The organism is Shewanella sp. SG41-3 (assembly GCF_014164545.1).
Classification (GTDB): Bacteria; Pseudomonadota; Gammaproteobacteria; order Enterobacterales; family Shewanellaceae; genus Shewanella; species Shewanella vesiculosa.
The window spans coordinates 55,495-73,644 of record NZ_JACJFJ010000004.1 but is presented as its reverse complement, the minus strand read 5'-3'; the positions used below and the strand labels follow the sequence as shown (position 1 = coordinate 73,644).

At 41.8% G+C, this 18,150-nt stretch carries 17 protein-coding genes; 12 read left to right on the top strand and 5 right to left on the bottom strand.

Annotated features, from left to right (window positions below; genetic code table 11):
• Positions 1-2: 2 nt before the first annotated feature.
• The 3 genes from H5164_RS08800 to serA form a co-directional block, all read right to left on the bottom strand.
• On the bottom strand, positions 3-707 hold the full coding sequence (locus H5164_RS08800; protein WP_124017326.1) for an ABC transporter ATP-binding protein: 705 nt from the start codon (positions 705-707) through the stop codon (positions 3-5).
• 147 nt (positions 708-854) lie between these two features.
• Positions 855-1,817 (bottom strand): tRNA-modifying protein YgfZ, encoded by a 963-nt coding sequence (ygfZ, locus tag H5164_RS08795; protein ID WP_182755679.1) that lies wholly within the window; start codon positions 1,815-1,817, stop codon positions 855-857.
• A gap of 164 nt (positions 1,818-1,981) precedes the next feature.
• The gene (gene serA / locus H5164_RS08790; protein WP_124017328.1) at positions 1,982-3,211 is read right to left on the bottom strand and encodes a phosphoglycerate dehydrogenase; all 1,230 of its coding nucleotides are present in this window, start codon (positions 3,209-3,211) and stop codon (positions 1,982-1,984) included.
• Between the two features lie 180 nt (positions 3,212-3,391).
• Between serA and H5164_RS08785 the strand changes: the two genes are divergently transcribed.
• The 5 genes from H5164_RS08785 to H5164_RS08765 all read left to right on the top strand — a co-directional run bounded on the left by H5164_RS08785 (position 3,392) and on the right by H5164_RS08765 (position 6,172).
• Complete coding sequence (locus H5164_RS08785; protein WP_124017387.1) at positions 3,392-4,012, top strand: DUF2238 domain-containing protein; 621 nt, start codon at positions 3,392-3,394, stop codon at positions 4,010-4,012.
• Between the two features lie 79 nt (positions 4,013-4,091).
• On the top strand, positions 4,092-4,235 hold the full coding sequence (locus H5164_RS08780; RefSeq protein ID WP_165870141.1) for a hypothetical protein: 144 nt from the start codon (positions 4,092-4,094) through the stop codon (positions 4,233-4,235).
• Positions 4,236-4,494: 259 nt separating this feature from the next.
• Positions 4,495-5,163, top strand: a complete 669-nt coding sequence (locus tag H5164_RS08775; RefSeq protein WP_124017329.1) for a response regulator transcription factor — start codon at positions 4,495-4,497, stop codon at positions 5,161-5,163.
• Positions 5,164-5,307: 144 nt separating this feature from the next.
• Positions 5,308-5,745, top strand: coding sequence for a PaaI family thioesterase (locus tag H5164_RS08770; protein WP_124017330.1), 438 nt, complete (start codon positions 5,308-5,310; stop codon positions 5,743-5,745).
• A gap of 184 nt (positions 5,746-5,929) precedes the next feature.
• Positions 5,930-6,172 (top strand): YgjV family protein, encoded by a 243-nt coding sequence (locus H5164_RS08765; RefSeq protein ID WP_124017331.1) that lies wholly within the window; start codon positions 5,930-5,932, stop codon positions 6,170-6,172.
• Positions 6,173-6,361: 189 nt separating this feature from the next.
• On the opposite strand, the gene H5164_RS08760 is transcribed toward H5164_RS08765, so the two are convergent.
• Positions 6,362-7,840, bottom strand: a complete 1,479-nt coding sequence (locus H5164_RS08760; protein WP_182755677.1) for an inorganic triphosphatase — start codon at positions 7,838-7,840, stop codon at positions 6,362-6,364.
• A gap of 236 nt (positions 7,841-8,076) precedes the next feature.
• Between H5164_RS08760 and H5164_RS08755 the strand changes: the two genes are divergently transcribed.
• The 4 genes from H5164_RS08755 to putA all read left to right on the top strand — a co-directional run bounded on the left by H5164_RS08755 (position 8,077) and on the right by putA (position 14,360).
• A complete protein-coding gene (locus tag H5164_RS08755) occupies positions 8,077-8,757 on the top strand; it encodes a TIGR00153 family protein (RefSeq protein WP_124017333.1) in 681 nt (226 codons plus the stop codon).
• Between the two features lie 25 nt (positions 8,758-8,782).
• On the top strand, positions 8,783-10,051 hold the full coding sequence (locus H5164_RS08750; RefSeq protein ID WP_182698596.1) for an inorganic phosphate transporter: 1,269 nt from the start codon (positions 8,783-8,785) through the stop codon (positions 10,049-10,051).
• A 140-nt stretch (positions 10,052-10,191) separates the two neighbouring features.
• Complete coding sequence (locus H5164_RS08745) at positions 10,192-10,773, top strand: TIGR04211 family SH3 domain-containing protein (RefSeq protein WP_182698597.1); 582 nt, start codon at positions 10,192-10,194, stop codon at positions 10,771-10,773.
• Between the two features lie 392 nt (positions 10,774-11,165).
• The gene (gene putA / locus H5164_RS08740; protein ID WP_182755675.1) at positions 11,166-14,360 is read left to right on the top strand and encodes a bifunctional proline dehydrogenase/L-glutamate gamma-semialdehyde dehydrogenase PutA; all 3,195 of its coding nucleotides are present in this window, start codon (positions 11,166-11,168) and stop codon (positions 14,358-14,360) included.
• Positions 14,361-14,451: 91 nt separating this feature from the next.
• Here putA and H5164_RS08735 read toward each other — a convergent pair whose 3' ends face one another.
• Entirely contained in the window at positions 14,452-14,736 is a 285-nt protein-coding gene (locus H5164_RS08735) for a hypothetical protein (RefSeq protein WP_182723404.1), read from the bottom strand.
• A gap of 433 nt (positions 14,737-15,169) precedes the next feature.
• Between H5164_RS08735 and H5164_RS08730 the strand changes: the two genes are divergently transcribed.
• The 3 genes from H5164_RS08730 (at position 15,170) to H5164_RS08720 (ending at position 18,137) form a co-directional block, all read left to right on the top strand.
• On the top strand, positions 15,170-16,513 hold the full coding sequence (locus H5164_RS08730) for a Na+/H+ antiporter NhaC family protein (protein ID WP_182723405.1): 1,344 nt from the start codon (positions 15,170-15,172) through the stop codon (positions 16,511-16,513).
• Between the two features lie 184 nt (positions 16,514-16,697).
• Positions 16,698-17,381: a hypothetical protein gene (locus H5164_RS08725; protein ID WP_182755673.1), complete on the top strand. Its 684-nt coding sequence runs from the start codon at positions 16,698-16,700 to the stop codon at positions 17,379-17,381.
• A 48-nt stretch (positions 17,382-17,429) separates the two neighbouring features.
• A complete protein-coding gene (locus tag H5164_RS08720; protein ID WP_182756066.1) occupies positions 17,430-18,137 on the top strand; it encodes a 23S rRNA pseudouridine(2604) synthase RluF in 708 nt (235 codons plus the stop codon).
• The last annotated feature ends 13 nt before the right edge of the window (positions 18,138-18,150 follow it).

The window sequence follows — 18,150 nt, the reverse complement described above, 5'->3', positions numbered from 1 at the left end:
GTCTATCCCTGCAGCTTTTTATTTGTAGGGTTAACTACTATTTGCTGATTTTCAACATGCCAACGGTGTTGCATAAACGCTGCACACTCCTCGCTGTGGGTAACCATCAAAATGCAGCAGTTTGCTTGTTGAGCTAATTCAGTGAGTAGTTGCATTACCTGCATTCCAGCGTGTTGATCGAGGTTACCTGTCGGCTCATCAGCTAAAATCAATTGTGGTTTGTGAGCTAATGCTCTCGCAATGGCGACCCGTTGTTGTTGCCCACCAGAGAGATTTTCAATATTACGCTCCAGTAATGGGGTTAAGCCGAGTTGATGGCATAACTCATCACACCAAGGGCTCCAAGTTAATTGGTTGAGCGCCAGTGAGAATTGAATATTGTCACGGACATTTAATGGTGTCAGTAAGTTAAAATGTTGAAATATCACTCCAAGCGACCGACGTCGATACTGGCTCCATTGCTTATCTTGCCATTGTGTTACTGAGAGCATGTTATCGCCTTGACGAATTAACATGTCGCCATTGTCGATAGTTTCAAAGCCACCAATGATATTCAGTAAAGTGCTTTTGCCGCTACCACTAGGGCCTGTTAATGCAATTGTTTGACCTTGTTGCAGTGTCAGGCTCACTTGCTGCAACACGGGATGAAATGACTCGCCATCGCGAAACCCTTTACTAATATTTTCTAAGGTAACGATGCTTGTCATAATTGCTCCATAACGAATTAGCTTTGATAAACGTAATGCATTGACTGTGTCATATGATGACCAATATACGCGATAAAATCTGTTTATGTCTAAACATAAAAAAAGCGAGCCAATGGCTCGCTTAGTGACAATAAAACATTGAATTAGTTAAGCATCGACTAATGAATATGGTAATTCAATAATGGATAACTGTGAGCTTTCATCGTTAGCAATACGCAGTTGAGCATTGTTTTCAGTATCATTGGGCAGTACAGCCGTCAGAAGTACTTTGTCGCCATATTGGACACATTCAATGATATTGCCTCCCCGGCGAAAACCGTCTTCAAGGGCGATTTCTAACTGGGTGTCAGTAGTGATGTTTAGGCTACTGGTGCCAGATAGAATATACAACGCACGCTTATTACCACCGCGGTATTTCATTCTGGCAATGGTTTCTTGGCCCATGTAACAGCCTTTGGTAAAGCTGATGCCATTGATGGCTTGTAGATTACACATTTGCGCTACGTACTGGCCTGAGTGGGCGGCATCTATGTTGGGGTAACCAGCTTTTATCTCTAACGCTTGCCATGCTGTGGCATCAAATAATGTTTGGCCTGATTGGCTAATGATAGCCTCTGCGGTAGCGCGTTTTACAATGGCAATAAAACGTTCGCCATCACGAATGATCGCCCCTTGGTCGACGAGATTAAGCGCTTGCGACGCCTCACCAAAATATTGCGTAACAAAGGCTTGTGCTTCTGGGCCAGCAATACCGATTATGTGGTAATCATCGCTCACATTAGCCAACTCAGCTTTACTGAATACCGCGTATTTTTGTAAGTGGGGTAAATCTAACAATAGTGCGCTTTTTGGCAGTAACATAAACAAGCTGTCGGCTATTGCAAACGTACGAAAGCTAGCAAGCATTTTGCCTTTAGGGTCACAATGTGCGCCCCATTTCCATTCATTTTCACCTAGTGAAGTGATGTCAGTGGTGACTTGGCCGTGAATAAAGCTGCGCCCTTGCTCGCCGGTGATTTCAATTAATCCCATGTGAGTCAAACTTGATAGCATTAATGCAGGAGAAGTGGCGATGAAATCCCAATCGGGTTGATTTACTGAAATGGTCATAACTATCCCTAAGCTGAGAATAAGACGGTATGGTTGGAGTGTAACGGAATAATACAATGCTCAACAGGGGGCAAGGTTTTAAAAACCAATAAAAAAAGCTACCTTGTTACCAAGATAGCTTTCTAGAAGCTCATTAACCTAAGCTAATCGCTTTCTAAGTAAGCTTAAAACAATACTCGAGCACGAATAGTGCCTTCAATTGATTTAAGTTCTACTAATGCTTCTTCAGCTTGATCTGAATCGACTTCCATTACCACATAGCCGATTTCAGCAGTGGTTTGTAAGTACTGTGCGGCAATGTTAATGCCTTTTTCAGAAAAGGCTTGGTTGATTTTGATCAACACGCCAGGACGATTTTGGTGAATGTGCAATAAGCGTGAAGTACCGCTATGCTGTGCCAAAGATACTTCAGGGAAGTTAACTGCCGATAAGGTCGAACCGTTATCTGAGTATTTCACTAATTTACCAGCCACTTCAATACCAATATTCTCTTGTGCTTCAGCGGTACTGCCGCCAATGTGTGGTGTCAGTAATACGTTGTCTAAACCACGTAACGGTGACACAAACTCATCATCATTTGATTTTGGCTCTACCGGGAACACGTCAATTGCTGCACCTGCAATCTGCTCCGATTTTAGCGCTTGGGCTAAATCGTCAATATCAACCACGGTACCGCGTGAGGCGTTAATAAAGAAACTGCCTTGACGCATTTGGGCAAATTCAGCTTTAGCGAACATGTCTTTGGTTTGCGGCGTTTCAGGTACATGCAGGCTGACAACATCAGCTTGGGCCAATAACTGTTCCATAGAGTGAACTTGTGAGGCATTACCCAGTGGTAATTTGTCTTCAATATCAAAGAAAATTACTCTCATGCCAAGGGTTTCAGCCAAAATACCTAGCTGAGTACCAATATGACCGTAACCAATTACACCTAAGGTTTTGCCACGGACTTCAACACTACCATTAGCACTCTTTAACCAACCGCCACGATGCGACATTGCATTGCGCTGTGGAATGCCGCGCATGAGCATGATGATTTCGCCAATGACTAGTTCTGCAACACTACGAGTGTTAGAGAATGGGGCGTTGAATACCGGGATACCCAATTTTTCGGCGGCGGCTAAATCGACTTGATTGGTGCCAATACAAAAACAGCCAATCGCAACCAGCTTTTCTGCATGGTGCAATACTTCAGCGGTAAGCTGAGTACGGGAACGTAATCCAACAAAGTGAGCATCTTTGATCGATTCAAGTAAAGCCTCTTCGCCGAGCGACGCTTTATGGTATTCAATGTTGGAATAACCTGCTCGTTCTAGAACATCAACCGCAGTTTGGTGGACGCCTTCCAACAGCAGGATTTTGATCTTATCCTTGTCAAGCGAGTGTTTCGCCATGATATGGGTACCCTCTTATCATTAAATGATGCTTATGCTAATGAATTAGCCAATAGTTATGCTATAAATGCGGACTTCCGACGCAATGCCAAAGTAGCACTTTTTTTAAGGCTTGTGGAGGGCTAGATGGCTGAAGTAATATCTTTAATTGAGAACAATATCGCAGATGAGGAATTGAGGATGCAAAAACGCGTGATTTGGATGGCAATCTACCTATTGGTATTGTTTTGGTCTGTCAGTAATCCCAAAGATATGTTCACTTGGTGGCTAGAGGCTATCCCCGCATTAATTGCCTTACCTATTTTATTTTTTAGTCGTAAGAGCTTTCCGCTGACCACGTTAGCTTATGCCCTTATTTTAGTGCATTGCTGTGTATTATTTGTGGGTGCGCGTTATACCTATGCCGAAGTGCCATTATTTGACTGGTTAGCCCAAGTTATGGGTAGCGAACGCAATAACTACGATAAAGTTGGCCATTTTGCCCAAGGTTTTATCCCTGTGATATTGGCGCGAGAAATATTTATCCGCAAGCAGGTCATGCAAATAGGCGCATGGTGCCAGTTTTTGGCCGTTTGTTTTGTATTGGCTTTTTCGGCATTTTACGAGCTAATCGAGTGGTGGGTCGCCGCAGCTTCAGGTGAAAATGCTGAAGCCTTTTTAGGTACTCAAGGGTATGTCTGGGATACCCAATCAGATATGTTCTTAGCCTTAATTGGTGGTATTTGTGGTGTATTGCTGCTTTCACCGCTTCATAATAAACAAATAGCCGCCAAAATGGCCCTTAATAATAAGTCGATATAAGTGAGTTAGCTGATTTAGGTACCTAAGTGCAGTGATTGCAATAAGTCGATTAGTTCGCTGTGCTTAGGGTTAATTACAGATGTTAAGCCAATATAACGTATCTGCTTATCCGGGTTACATTAGTGTTCAAAGCGATACAACATCAGGCAAATTAATTATTCATACCTTAGACTTACGCCATGGCCATAAATACGAGAAAATACTGACTATCCTTGCCATATAACAGGTCTTTGATGAGAGTAATCTTTGATTAACAATAAGCGATTAACCGTGATTGGTTCAGTGTTAAGTGAGCAGTTTTGCACTTTAAATTCAATAAATAGTCACTTATAAAAATGTGCTAATAGAGTGAAACAAAAGTAAACAATAGGCTTTGCCTAGTACTTAAGGCTAGTAAACCAGCTTCATTTACGTATAGTATATAATCTCAGGATGTGCTCAAGGTATGTTGAGCAATAACATACTTTTCAGGGAGAAGAGTGATGAGTTCAAATATCGATGAATTGGTGTTTTTACACCAAATCGCAGCACCTTGCCATTTAGCTATTTTGGCTGAGTCTATCGGGTTGAAAACTCGAATAGTCAAACATGCCGCTGAGCTTGAGTTAGAAAAAAAATCCAATAAATTTTATCTTGTTTCACAAAAAGGTGCCGCATTAGACAGCAAAGGTATTCCTTTGTTGGTGTCGCGTTTAGTGGAGCATGTTCCTGTTGCGTTATATCAAGTTGAACGTGGCTCGCTCGATCAAGAAGCGGCATTACTCCTCGGCGTTCGTGGTTTATTGTACAGTGACCAGCGCATGGATTTAATGCTGACGGGTTTACGTAAAATGGTGGCAGATGAATTATGGTATGACCGGCCATTGATCAGTAAAATCTTTAGACGTTTAGTTCAGAAACTTGATACCAGTGCTGAAATCCCTTCCGATACCGTTGCCATTCTACAAAGATTAACCAATCGAGAAAGAACCATTATTCAGCTTGTTTCCAGTGGTGCTCGCAATAAAGAAATCGCCCAGCGTTTGTGTATTAGTGAACATACCGTTAAAGCACATATTTCGTCTATTTTCCGTAAAACAGAATCTCGCAACCGAGTTGAATTGTTACGTTGGGCACAAACCTATCAAAGTCATAGTGAATTAGTCAGCTAATATGCTGATGGATTCATAGAGTGATTAAAATAGGAGCTTAGGCTCCTATTTTATCGGTCAGGTTTCTCGATAGTGTTATCTTTTAAAAGCTTACGCTAATAAGTACACTGGGCTTTCTGATAACGATAATAATGGATGTTAACAATGAGTATTTGGTTTAAGGCTGTTACTTTAGAAGATTGTGCTCGTTTAGATGCTGGGATGCATGAAAAGGGCACCTTAATGCAAACATTAGGCATTAAAATTACTGAGATTGGCGATGATTACATGGTTGCGACTATGCCCGCTAATCCAGCAGTGCATAATCCATTAGGCATTGTTCATGGTGGCGCGAATGTAGCGTTAGCAGAAACGGTTGCCAGCTATGCAGCTAATTTTGTGGTCGACTTTACCCGCTACTATTGTGTTGGCCAAGAAATTAACGCTAATCATTTAAAAGCATCACGCAATGGCGAATTAACCGCAACAACAAAACCAATACACATAGGCAAGCGCAGTTCTGTATGGGAAATATTAATCCACAATAGCGCGGGTCAACTGTGCTGTATTTCAAGAATGACAGCAGCTGTGGTCGAGCGATAGACTATAATAGGTTGAAGATGATTATTTGATTAGCCTTGATGATCCCGAGTTGCGCTGATGAGATATTGAGTTAAATATTAAGCCATCCCGCATAATTCACTGCGCTAAAATCGGATCTATTTTGTTGCTTAAGCGTGTTAGTGGTCATATGAGGTTATGCAGAATATTACCATAAGGAAAATCCATGGACAGTATCAATATCTGGGAATGGGTCGGTTACTTAGCCTCGGTCGTTGTGGCGATTTCGCTGATGATGGCCAACATTAAAAAACTTCGCTGGTGGAACTTGATTGGTGCTGGTCTATTTGTGGCTTATGGTTTAGCGATAGACGCAATTCCAGTGGCGTTAGTGAACTTTTTTATTGTACTCATTGATGCATATTATTTGCTTAAGTTATACCGCGAGCCGACACCTCCGGCTGAATAGTTAACCTCATTTAGTTAACTTCATGGTGGTCATTAATCTGTTTACTACTAAAGCCAAAATGAATATTTTGGCTTTTTTTGTTGAATGGGTTCTGACTTGAATTTTGGCCTATTTCATCAATCATCAATCTTCAATCATCAATAATGCTTAATCGATGATTGATGTTAGCCGTTGTTATAAGGTTTTAGTTTACCAGTAGATAGGTACTTTTAAGGCGCTTTTACGTGACTGCTCCATTGCAAACAATAAACTGGTTTCTTTATTGTCTAGCCAGGTGTCAATATCAAGTTGATGTAGCTCACTAAGCAGTCTTAATATTTTGTATGCAGACAGAGTACTAATTCCTAATGCTAAGTCTTGCCAAGGCAAGCGAAATGCCTCGCGTTTTTTCGCTGGGTATATTTCGCCATAAGCAAATCCCACTAAGATGCTTTCATCAAGAGCATCTGCCACATCTTGATAGTCTTCGCTGCTCATTGCTGATGTTATAGGCATTAATTTGCCAATACGTTTCCATGAGGCTTGCTGCAATTTGTTGGCAAATAGGTCTAATTCTGGCTCTTGACTGAATTGATGTTGACCATTTTCAGTGGTTAATAACAAATCGACTAGCGCTAATTGTAATTGGCCATACTCGGCGTGTTGCCATATCGAGGCTAGCTGGGTTGAAATTGCGTTAATATGGTTTTCGAGTTGCTGGCAAACAACAGCTTTATTGCTGATATTGGCAAGCATATTGGCATCATCTTGCAGCAATAAACAACAGCTTTGCAATGGACCCACAAATTCTAGCGCACGTTCAAGGTGATCAAATAATGGACTAATGTGCTGATCCAGTAATCCAAATTGATTTAAGGTGAGTCTGAGTAAGCGCACGCAGCGGCGTAATTCCCCCCACAATACTGACTGTCGCTCCACATCATTAGTGACAGTTACTAATATATTTTCAATAAGTTGCCAGCGCTCTAGGGCTGTTTCTAATATGGCGCTTAAGGCTTGGGGGACATTATTGTTTTTTGGCAAACAGACGTGATCAATCGATTCGATTGAGAAAGGTTTTGACTTACCCGCGAGTTGATAGCCACGCTGAGCTTTACTGGCTTTGCCAAGACGAAAGGGAACTGACTTAGCCACTTCACGTGCCAATTGGATTAAGGCTGAAGTATCACCAGCAAGTAATTCGAATTCGAGTTCGCAAATGGGGTCAATTTTATGTTGCGCAATAATCTCACCCACATCTAAAGCAACTTCAATCAAAGTGTCATTGAGATAGATATGCCAAGTTTGGCGTTCAAAATTAGTTTCAAAAATGCATTTTAGTGATCTTGATACACTGTCGAGATCATTTCCTACTGGCCATATTTCTGCTGGAAAAAGTGACAGAACCGGCATTTTTTGATTTATGCTGACATTATATTCAGGACGAGAATGGATCCCTCCTACCACTCTGCCTGCTGTTTTTATAGTCTGTTCGAGTTGGTTGTCAAACCCTCTTACTCGTAAGCCCATATCCCAACGACGCAGTTGTAAATCGTCGGTATCAAAATATCCGTTGGTGAGTTTCTTCTGCCCTTGTGGGGTTGAATTTGGATATTCATTCAATATTTTTTTCAAAAAATCATGGTGTTGTGATTGAATGAATAGTTTTAACTCTATTTCTGCGTCCATTGACTTTATATTTGCCTTGTCATTAAATATTCACTAATGCGTCATGTTATCTTCATAATGTCACATTGCTGTAATAAAAATCTCTTAGGATAGCGTTGCTCGCATCATATATACTAAGCAACGATAACAGAGAAACTGTTGTACGAAATTAAAAAACACAGTTTCATTATGTGGACGCTTGGGTTAACATGCGCCCGCTTTTTCCAAACTGGAATTTATTAAATAGGTAAACGGCAATGCCAGTAAACTCTATTTTAGGTGTGTTTGCAAAATCACCTCTTAAGCCTTTAGAACAGCATATCGACAAAGTACATGAGTGTGCATCACTTCTTGTTCCTTTCTTTGACGCAACCAACTCAGGTGACTGGGATGAAGCGGTAAAGATACGCAAACAAATTAGTTTGTTGGAAAAAGATGCTGACTCACTTAAACGTGAAATTCGCCTAACACTTCCTGGTGGATTGTTCATGCCTGTTGAGCGTACCGACTTGCTTGAGTTATTAACTCAACAGGACAAAATCGCTAACAAAGCAAAAGATATCTCTGGCCGTATTATCGGTCGTGAATTAGTCCTTCCTCAGCCAATGCAAGCTGCCTTTGGCGCTTATCTAAAACGTTGTTTAGATGCAGTATCGCTTGCAAAACGTGCTATTAACGAGCTCGATGACTTACTCGAAACCGGTTTCCGTGGTCGTGAAGTTGAGTTAGTTGCCAAAATGATTAATGAATTAGATCTTATCGAAGAAGATTCAGATGATTTACAAATTCAAGTGCGTCGTCAGTTATATGCATTAGAATCTGAATTGAATCCTATCGATGTGATGTTCATGTATAAAATTATCGAATGGGTAGGAGGTTTAGCAGATATTGCTGAGCGTGTCGGTTCCCGCCTAGAGCTAATGCTAGCTCGTAACTAATCACAAAGGTTATCAAGGAAACAACATGGTTGATGTATTAGTCACCAACGGCCCTATGCTCATTATGATAGCGGCGGCATTTGGATTTTTGATGGCATGGGGTATTGGTGCAAACGACGTAGCCAATGCAATGGGAACCTCTGTAGGTTCTAATGCCATTACTATTAAACAAGCGATCATTATTGCAATGATCTTTGAGTTCGCCGGTGCTTTTTTAGCCGGTGGTGAAGTCACGAGTACAATTCGAAAAGGTATTATCGACGCAAGTTATTTTACTGATGTACCTGAATTATTGGTATACGGCATGATTGCCTCATTACTTGCTGCGGGTATTTGGTTAGTCGTAGCGTCAGCGTTAGGCTGGCCTGTATCGACAACTCACTCAATTATTGGTGCTATTGTCGGTTTCGCCGCGGTAGGCGTCAGTGCTGATGCTGTTGAATGGGGTAAAGTTGTCGGTATCGTTGGCTCTTGGGTTGTGACACCGGCCATTTCGGGTTTTATTGCTTTTATTATTTTCCAAAGTGTACAAAAGCTGATTTTTAACACCGATGATCCGTTAGCGAGTGCTAAGCGTTATGTGCCTTTTTACATGGCCCTTGCAGGTTTTGTGATGTCACTTGTGACTATCACTAAAGGCTTGTCGCATGTAGGGATAAACTTTTCAACAATTGAAGCGTATGTGCTAGCAACAGCTGTTGCTGCATTAGTCGGTTTTCTAGGTAAAATGGCGATTAGTCGTTTAAAAATGAGCGACAAAGCTGACCTAAAAACCCAGTATGGTAATGTTGAAAAAGTGTTCGCTATTTTAATGGTAGTGACTGCATGTTGTATGGCATTTGCTCATGGTTCTAACGATGTTGCCAATGCGATTGGTCCTTTAGCTGCGGTTGTTTCTGTGGTTGAAAGTGGCGGCGTTATTGGTGCTAAAGCCGTTCTAGCATGGTGGATTTTACCACTGGGTGCTGTTGGTATTGTTATGGGCTTGGCGATTTTTGGTCAACGTGTAATGCAAACCATAGGTAAAAATATTACTCATTTAACTCCAAGTCGTGGTTTTGCTGCTGAATTAGCGGCAGCATCGACGGTTGTGATTGCTTCTGGTACTGGCTTACCTATTTCAACAACGCAAACTTTAGTGGGTGCCGTGTTGGGTGTGGGTATGGCTCGTGGTATCGCAGCCATCAATATTGGTGTGGTGCGTAACATCGTGGTGTCTTGGGTTATTACCCTGCCAGCAGGTGCAGCGCTGTCTATTGTGTTCTTCTTTATTATTAAAAATATCTTTAGTTAATATAACGAAGACGCCATGCAGTATTAGCAAAAATGTGAATGCTGAATGTATTTAAGAAGGAAGTCGTATGACTTCCTTCTTGCATTCAGAGCATTTAATAAATAGCATGACGATAAGTTTTCTGAGTTTGGATAAATACCGTGTTAAGAGTACTTTCAATTCTTATATTTTTACTGGCGCCAAATGGCGTATTTGCAGCCCAAGGGCCAACGCGCTTCATTTCTGATGATGTGTTTACCTATATCCACGGTGGACCGGGTACTGAATTTCGTATTATCGGCAGTGTTGAAGCGGGCCAACCTATTACTTTATTAGGTGATACCCAAGGTGACTTCACTCAAATTATCGACCATAAAGGTCGTGAAGGTTGGGTATTAACCAGTTTAGTAACCGATCAGCCTAGTTTTCGTGAACGTTTTCCAGAGATGGAAGCGCAACTAAAACAAGCTAATGAGCAATTAAATAATATTACGCAAAATACTGAAAGTACCGAAGAGTATTTAACGCTGGCGAACGCAAAGGTGACTGAGTTAAGCGCTGAGTTAGCCAAAGCGATTGAAGAGCGGGATGTCGCTAAGTCAGAAGTAAAGCAAGTAGCTGATAATCAACGTTACTACATGTGGCAACAAGGTGGATTAATAGCAGGTATCGGGGCTTTAATCGGTATTGTATTGGTATATTTGCCTCGTCCGCAGCGCCGTCAAAAAAGTCGCTGGATGTAATGTCTCCAATAATCATCAGATTGTCATGGATAAGATGACAACACTTGTGTGATAAATTTGATTGCTAAAAAAGGCCAACGATTCAAACGTTGGCCTTTTTTTATGGTGTTTTTTGTCGATAAAATTTATTCATATTTAGTTAGGTTTATTTTTATTTAATGATTGTTTAACAACTGCTTAGTTAGTTTTTGTTGTTTCTATAACACATTTTTTTCATTCATTTCAGTGAACATAATCAAACAATCATTAGCAAGTATTTAACTAGAGTGTCCAAGTTCACATTTTGAATGTATAATCGCCGAAAATTAGATCGTACATTGTATACAAAATAAATAATTCGTGAATACAGTGTCCATTCAATAACGATAATAACCATCCTTAACCTGACCTAGATGGAAGCGAATACTATGTTCAAAGCGAGTGAAGTACTGGGCGGTTGCTATGACAATGCCACTCTTGAGGAACTGTTTACTGCAGTGACCAACAACTATATTGTCGATGAAGATCAATACCTGTCTGAATTAATTAAGCTTGTGCCTTCGTCTGAACAAGATATTGAACAAGTCACACGCCGTGCCCATGAACTCGTCAGTAAAGTTCGTCAGTTTGAGAAGAAAGGCCTTATGGTTGGTATTGATGCATTTTTGCAGCAATACAGCTTAGAAACGAAAGAAGGCATTATCTTAATGTGCTTGGCAGAAGCCTTGTTGCGTATTCCTGATGCAGAAACTGCCGATGCGCTTATTCAAGACAAGTTATCTGGTGCCAAGTGGGATGAACATCTTAATCGAAGTGGTTCGTTATTGGTTAACGCCTCAACATGGGGCTTAATGTTAACCGGTAAACTGGTTAAGTTAGATCGCAATACTGATGGTTCGCCAAGTCACATACTCAAACGTCTCGTTAATCGTGTTGGTGAGCCAATGATCCGTCAAGCTATGCTAGCGGCGATGAAGATCATGGGTAAGCAGTTTGTGTTAGGGCGCGATGTTAAAGAAGCCCTTAAAAACAGCGAAGCTAAACGTAAGTTAGGTTATACCCACAGTTATGACATGCTTGGTGAAGCTGCGTTAACGGCCACTGATGCGCTCAAGTACTTTATGGATTATAGCAACGCTATTGATGATTTAGGTGCACAGCAATATGACGTTGGCAACGCTCCAAGACCGACAATTTCTATTAAATTGTCAGCATTGCATCCTCGTTATGAAGTCGCTAATGAAGACCGCGTATTAACAGAACTATACGACTCGGTAGTTAAATTAATTGTCCAAGCCCGCGCCTTGAATATCGGTATTTCTATTGATGCAGAAGAAGTTGACCGCCTTGAGCTGTCGTTAAAGTTGTTTAAGCAACTTTATCAGTCAGAAGCTGCCAAAGGTTGGGGGTTACTGGGCATTGTGGTTCAAGCGTATTCTAAGCGTTGTTTACCTGTGTTGTGTTGGTTAACACGTCTTGCTAAAGATCAAGGTGATGAAATTCCACTTCGCTTGGTTAAAGGTGCTTACTGGGATAGCGAGCTTAAATGGGCCCAACAAGCTGGCGAAGCGGGTTACCCACTGTACACCCGTAAAGCGGGCACTGATGTGTCTTATTTAGCCTGTGCACGCTATTTGTTGTCTGATGCCACTCGCGGTGCTATTTATCCACAATTTGCCACCCATAATGCGCAAACCGTCGCTAGCATTGATGCTATGGCGGGCGATCGCTTATACGAATTTCAACGTTTACACGGTATGGGCCAAGAGCTATACGACACTATGTTAGCTGAAAGCGGTGCTAAGGCTGTGCGTATTTATGCCCCCATTGGCGCTCATAAAGATTTACTGCCGTATTTAGTCCGTCGCTTACTAGAAAATGGTGCCAATACCTCATTTGTGCATAAACTTGTTGACCCTAATACGCCAATTGAGAGTTTAGTGGTTCATCCACTGGTGACATTATTGGGCTACAAGAGCTTAGCGAATCGTAAAATTGTTCAACCAGCTGATATTTTTGGTGCAGAACGTAAAAACTCTAAAGGATTAAACATGAACATTATTTCTGAGTCAGAGCCATTTTTTGCTGCACTAGACACATTTAGCGATACCCAGTGGACCGCAGGCCCGCTGGTCAATGGCAAAACCTTAACCGGCGAACTGCAAACTGTGGTCAGCCCATACGACACCTCATTAACGGTAGGTACTGTTGCTTTTGCTGATGCTAATGCCATTGAGCAAGCCATTGCGAGTGCTGATGCTGCTTTTGGTGGTTGGGCTCGTACTGCGGTTGAAACGCGTGCCAATGCACTGCAAAAGTTGGCCGATTTACTCGAAGAAAATCGCGAAGAACTGATTGTGTTATGTACTCGTGAAGCGGGTAAGAGTATTCAAGACGGTATTGATGAAGTTCGCGAAGCCGTCGATTTTTGTCGTTACTACGCTGTCCAAGCTAAGAAAATGATGGCCCAGCCAGAATTGCTTCCAGGCCCAACAGGTGAGTTAAACGAACTGTTTTTACAAGGTCGCGGGATTTTTGTGTGTATCAGCCCATGGAACTTCCCACTCGCTATTTTCTTAGGCCAAGTCTCTGCAGCCCTTGCTGCAGGTAATACGGTTATTGCCAAGCCTGCAGAGCAAACCTGTTTAATCGGTTATCGCGCAGTGCAACTGGCACATCAAGCCGGTATTCCTACCGAAGTGTTGCAATTCCTTCCAGGAACTGGCGCTGTGGTTGGTTCTGCAATCACTGCTGATGAACGTATTGGCGGTGTGTGTTTTACTGGTTCCACTGGCACGGCTAAATTGATTAACCGTACCTTGGCTAATCGCGATGGTGCAATTATTCCATTGATTGCTGAAACTGGCGGTCAAAATGCCATGGTAGTTGATTCAACCTCACAACCAGAGCAAGTGGTAAATGATGTTGTATCGTCATCATTTACCAGTGCAGGTCAGCGTTGTTCGGCATTACGAGTATTGTTTTTGCAAGAAGATATTGCCGATCGCGTCATTGAAGTGATGAAAGGTGCGATGGAGCAGTTAGTCATTGGCAACCCAAGTTCTGTGAAAACAGACGTAGGCCCAGTGATTGACGCGACGGCCAAAGCTAACTTGGATGCTCATATTGATCATATTAGCCAAGTAGGTAAGTTGATAAATAAACTTGAGTTACCTGCTGGTACTGAAAAGGGCCATTTTGTTGCGCCGACAGCGGTTGAAATCAATTCGATAAAAATGCTTGAAAAAGAGCATTTTGGACCGATTTTGCATGTTATCCGTTATAAAGCGGCTGATTTAGGCAAAGTGATTGATGAAATCAATAGTACCGGATTTGGCTTAACCTTGGGGATCCATAGCCGTAACGAAGGCCATGCGTTAAACCTTGCTGATAAAGTCAATGTGGGTAATGTGTATATTAACCGCAACCAAATTGGCGCCGTTGTTGGTGTGCAGCCATTTGGTGGTCAAGGATTATCGGGTACAGGCCCTAAAGCTGGTGGTCCACATTACTTAACCCGTTTTGTAACTGAAAAAACTCGTACCAATAACATTACCGCAATTGGCGGCAATGCGACGTTATTATCATTAGGTGATACTGACGAATAACGGAGTGAGTTACTCAAGTTGACTAAGCCCACTTCTCGTGGGCTTTTTGTTATTATGCCGCCTCGGGTTTTGTTAACTTGTTTGCGGTTATTTACTCTTGGATTGGAATATTATTGCGTTTTAAACCACGACTGACATTGCTACACAATTTACCAAAGCGACTGATATCACCAAATGAAGGCGTTATGCCTTGGTTAATCGCTGATTCCCAGTAGGTGAGTTCCGCATCAACAAGCTCCAATAGTTTTTTTGGGCAACCAACACAGGTATTGGCTGGACCACAACGAAAGATATCAGCTGAATCTAATGGAAAAGTCTGTTTTACTTGGGCAATGAGTTGCTTCATCGCGCTGATCCTATCGGGTTTGTGCTGCATATTTCACCTATGATGATGAAGTCGCGGCTGTTATCGCTAGCCGGTAACTTGATGATTTACAGTCATGGAATAGGTCAATTAATCGTTCAGTGAGAACTTTCACAATAACAAATCAGCCAAAGGGCAATATTAACGTAAATCAATTTTTTGCTGTAAAAATAGCGATTAATCGATAAATTGATTATGTTTATGTAAAATATTTGTAGCATTTTTTGAGGTTTAGAATAAAAAACGCTCCGGAAGCAAAGAAGTCTAGACGTCTAGATTGACAGTGGTGAAGAGTTCTCTTATTCTTGGCACAACTTGTTATGATGCGACTGCAATATTTAGCAGCATTCACTGTGTTGTTAAATAATCACCGATGACCGAGATTGAGTCGTACTCGCTTTTCTCATCCGACAATCCCAATTCGTTAAGATAAAGAGAGATCACTTTGACTAAAGCTACTTCATCAGCCACCACGGAGCCAAATAGCCCCGCATCGTTTGTGGCATTATTACCATTATTTTTGTTTTTAGGATTATTCATTGGCGCTGGCTTATATTTTCAAAGTCAGGGTATTGATTATGCGTTCTACCAATTACCCAGTGTGATTGCTATTTTACCTGCCATTGTATTGGCAATATTGTTATCAAAACAGCGCATCAATAATGCGATAGAAACCTTTATTGAAGGGATTGGCCACAGCAATATTATTGCTATGTGTTTAATTTATTTATTAGCGGGGGCTTTTGCTGCAGTGGCTAAAGCCACTGGTGGTGTTGATGCTACTGTTGCACTTGGCTTATCGTTTATTCCATCTAATCTATTGCTACCGGGCTTTTTCGTTATTGCCGCTTTTATTGCAACCTCGATGGGCACATCGATGGGCACGATTGCTGCGGTTGCTCCTGTGGCATTAGGCGTGGCTGATCAAGCGCAAATTGATTATGCCTTAATGGCGGGGGCAGTCATGTCGGGCGCATTATTTGGTGACAATTTATCGATTATTTCTGATACCACGATTGCGGCAACGCGTACTCAAGGTTGTGAAATGAAAGACAAGTTCCGAGAGAATTTAGTGTTTTCGATCCCAGCGTCGATCCTCACCTTGATTGCTTTTTCATTTGTTGGTCAGGGCCAAGCAGATATTGCAGCTCAGGACATTGAAATCTTAAAAGTATTACCGTATTTAACCATTCTGGTGTTGGCTGTGGCCGGGTTAAACGTATTTGTCGTCTTGTCCCTCGGAATAGTATTAGCCGGCGTGACAGGCGTGCTGAGCTCTGATTATAGTGTTATCCAATTTGGTAATGATATTTACACTGGCTTTACTAATATGCAGGAAATTTTTATTCTGTCGATGCTAGTGGGTGGCTTAGCGGCATTAATGCAGCAACAAGGTGGATTAATCTTTGTCAGTAACCAAATTGAAGCCTTAATCCGTCGTTTTTCTAAAGCTAATGGTGAAGCATCAAGCCGAGCGGCAGAGCTAGGAATGGCTGCTATTGTTGCCGCGACGAACACTTGCGTGGCTAACAATACCGTGTCGATTGTGGTAACGGGTGATATTGCTAAAGAGCTTGCTGAAAAACATGGCGTTTCGCCAAAACGCGCGGCGAGTATCTTAGATATTTTTGCCTGTATCATTCAGGGATTAATCCCCCATGGTGCCCAAGCATTATTAATTGCCTCGGTGTTTACCATTAGTCCATTAGTGGCAGTTTCTAATGCTTGGTACTGTATGATTTTGGCCGTTATTGCTGTGATTATCGTGATTTTTCGTAAACGAGTCTAATCGGCTATACGCTCAATAATCCACTGGTTTCATTGGCTCAAGCAAGTAAACGTCAGCTATGGAGTCGACAATGCCCAATCTTAAACGATTGGGCATTGTTTTATGGGGCTATTGATTATCGGCTTTTACTTTTGTACTTTACGCGTTAATATCCCGCACCCATTTTTTGTATAAGTATCGAACAGTGACAAGTAGAGTCCGTAATTATGATTTACATCTAGTGATTGTATTTATGTCATTGGCGGCGGCAGTTATCGGCTCTTTTGGTGTCGCAAGTGCGCTCATTGCTAAAGTGGATAGCATCAGCATAGAGATGTTAATGATCCGCCCTGACGCCCTTGGAAACTATATGAATTCATCGTTTGCTGTGGTGTTTAATTTATCACTGCTAGCCAGTGGTTCATGTTTCTTACTGGCGATGGTCGCTGTGTTTAATATTTTCCCTGATTTAATCAGCCGTTATATCGCTGTTCTTGGTGGTGTGGTGGGGATCAGTATTGTATTAATGGGTGTATTTCCGATTAACTTTTTAGAGTTACATCGCAAGGTGTCGACGCTTTATTTACTCAGCTCTCTGGTATTGCACAGTATTTGCTTAGTGGATTATTTCAAACCAGGCAGCACGATGACCAAACGAATGCTTACCTTGAGCATTATTTCCTTATGTAGTGGCTTTGTATTGCTGATGCTGCTTGATTGGAGTCAGCTTGATTTTAGCGAGTGTTCAGCCGATTTTCCTCAATATTGTGTGGTGTCCTTAACCATGTGGTCATTAACCCAGGCAAATATTTTATGGTGTGTTTGCTTAGGATTAAGCTTGCTAAAAACCATTAGAACGCAACAAAATAACCTGTATAAATTAATCTAATCCCGTTTATTACTGAGTATTATTACTTGAGCATCGTTTATGACATCAATGCGACTAAGCCACTATTTAGCTGTGTGTGGTGTGGCTTCAAGACGCCAAGCCGCACGACTGATTGACAGTGGCCGAGTGAGCGTTAATCATCAATTAGCCCAGCATAGCGATCGAGTCAAACTGTCTGAAGCGGTAACGGTTTTGGTTGATGGCCAACCGATTTTGCCGGTGCAACCCAAACAGTATTTTATCTATCATAAACCTGTTGGGATTGATTGCCGCTTATTAGCCGATGATCCCCATAGCTTACTGCATGTGTTGCCCGAATCGCCAAGGTTATATCCCGCTGGGCGTTTGGATAAAGATTCTCGCGGATTATTATTACTCACCAATGATGGTCAATTAACTCAAGCATTAATGCATCCTGATTTTTATCATCCGAAGACCTATGTTGTTCAAGTGAATAAACCTATTAAGCCAGAATTTTTACTGATGATGGCTCAAGGGGTGCAATATGGCGATGTGCACACACGACCTTGTGATATTAGAGCATTGAGCCCTGCAGCGGATGAAGACAGATTTAACATAGTCTTAACCCAAGGGCTAAATCGACAAATACGCCGTATGTGTCAGGCACTAGGCTATAAGGTAATAGATTTAATTCGCACCCAGTTACTGGATGTGTGTCTTGATGATCTAGCAGAAAAAACAATGCGGCCATTAACGGCCGCAGAGTTATTGAGTCTTCAACGCTCAGTAAACTGAGCATAGGGTGAAA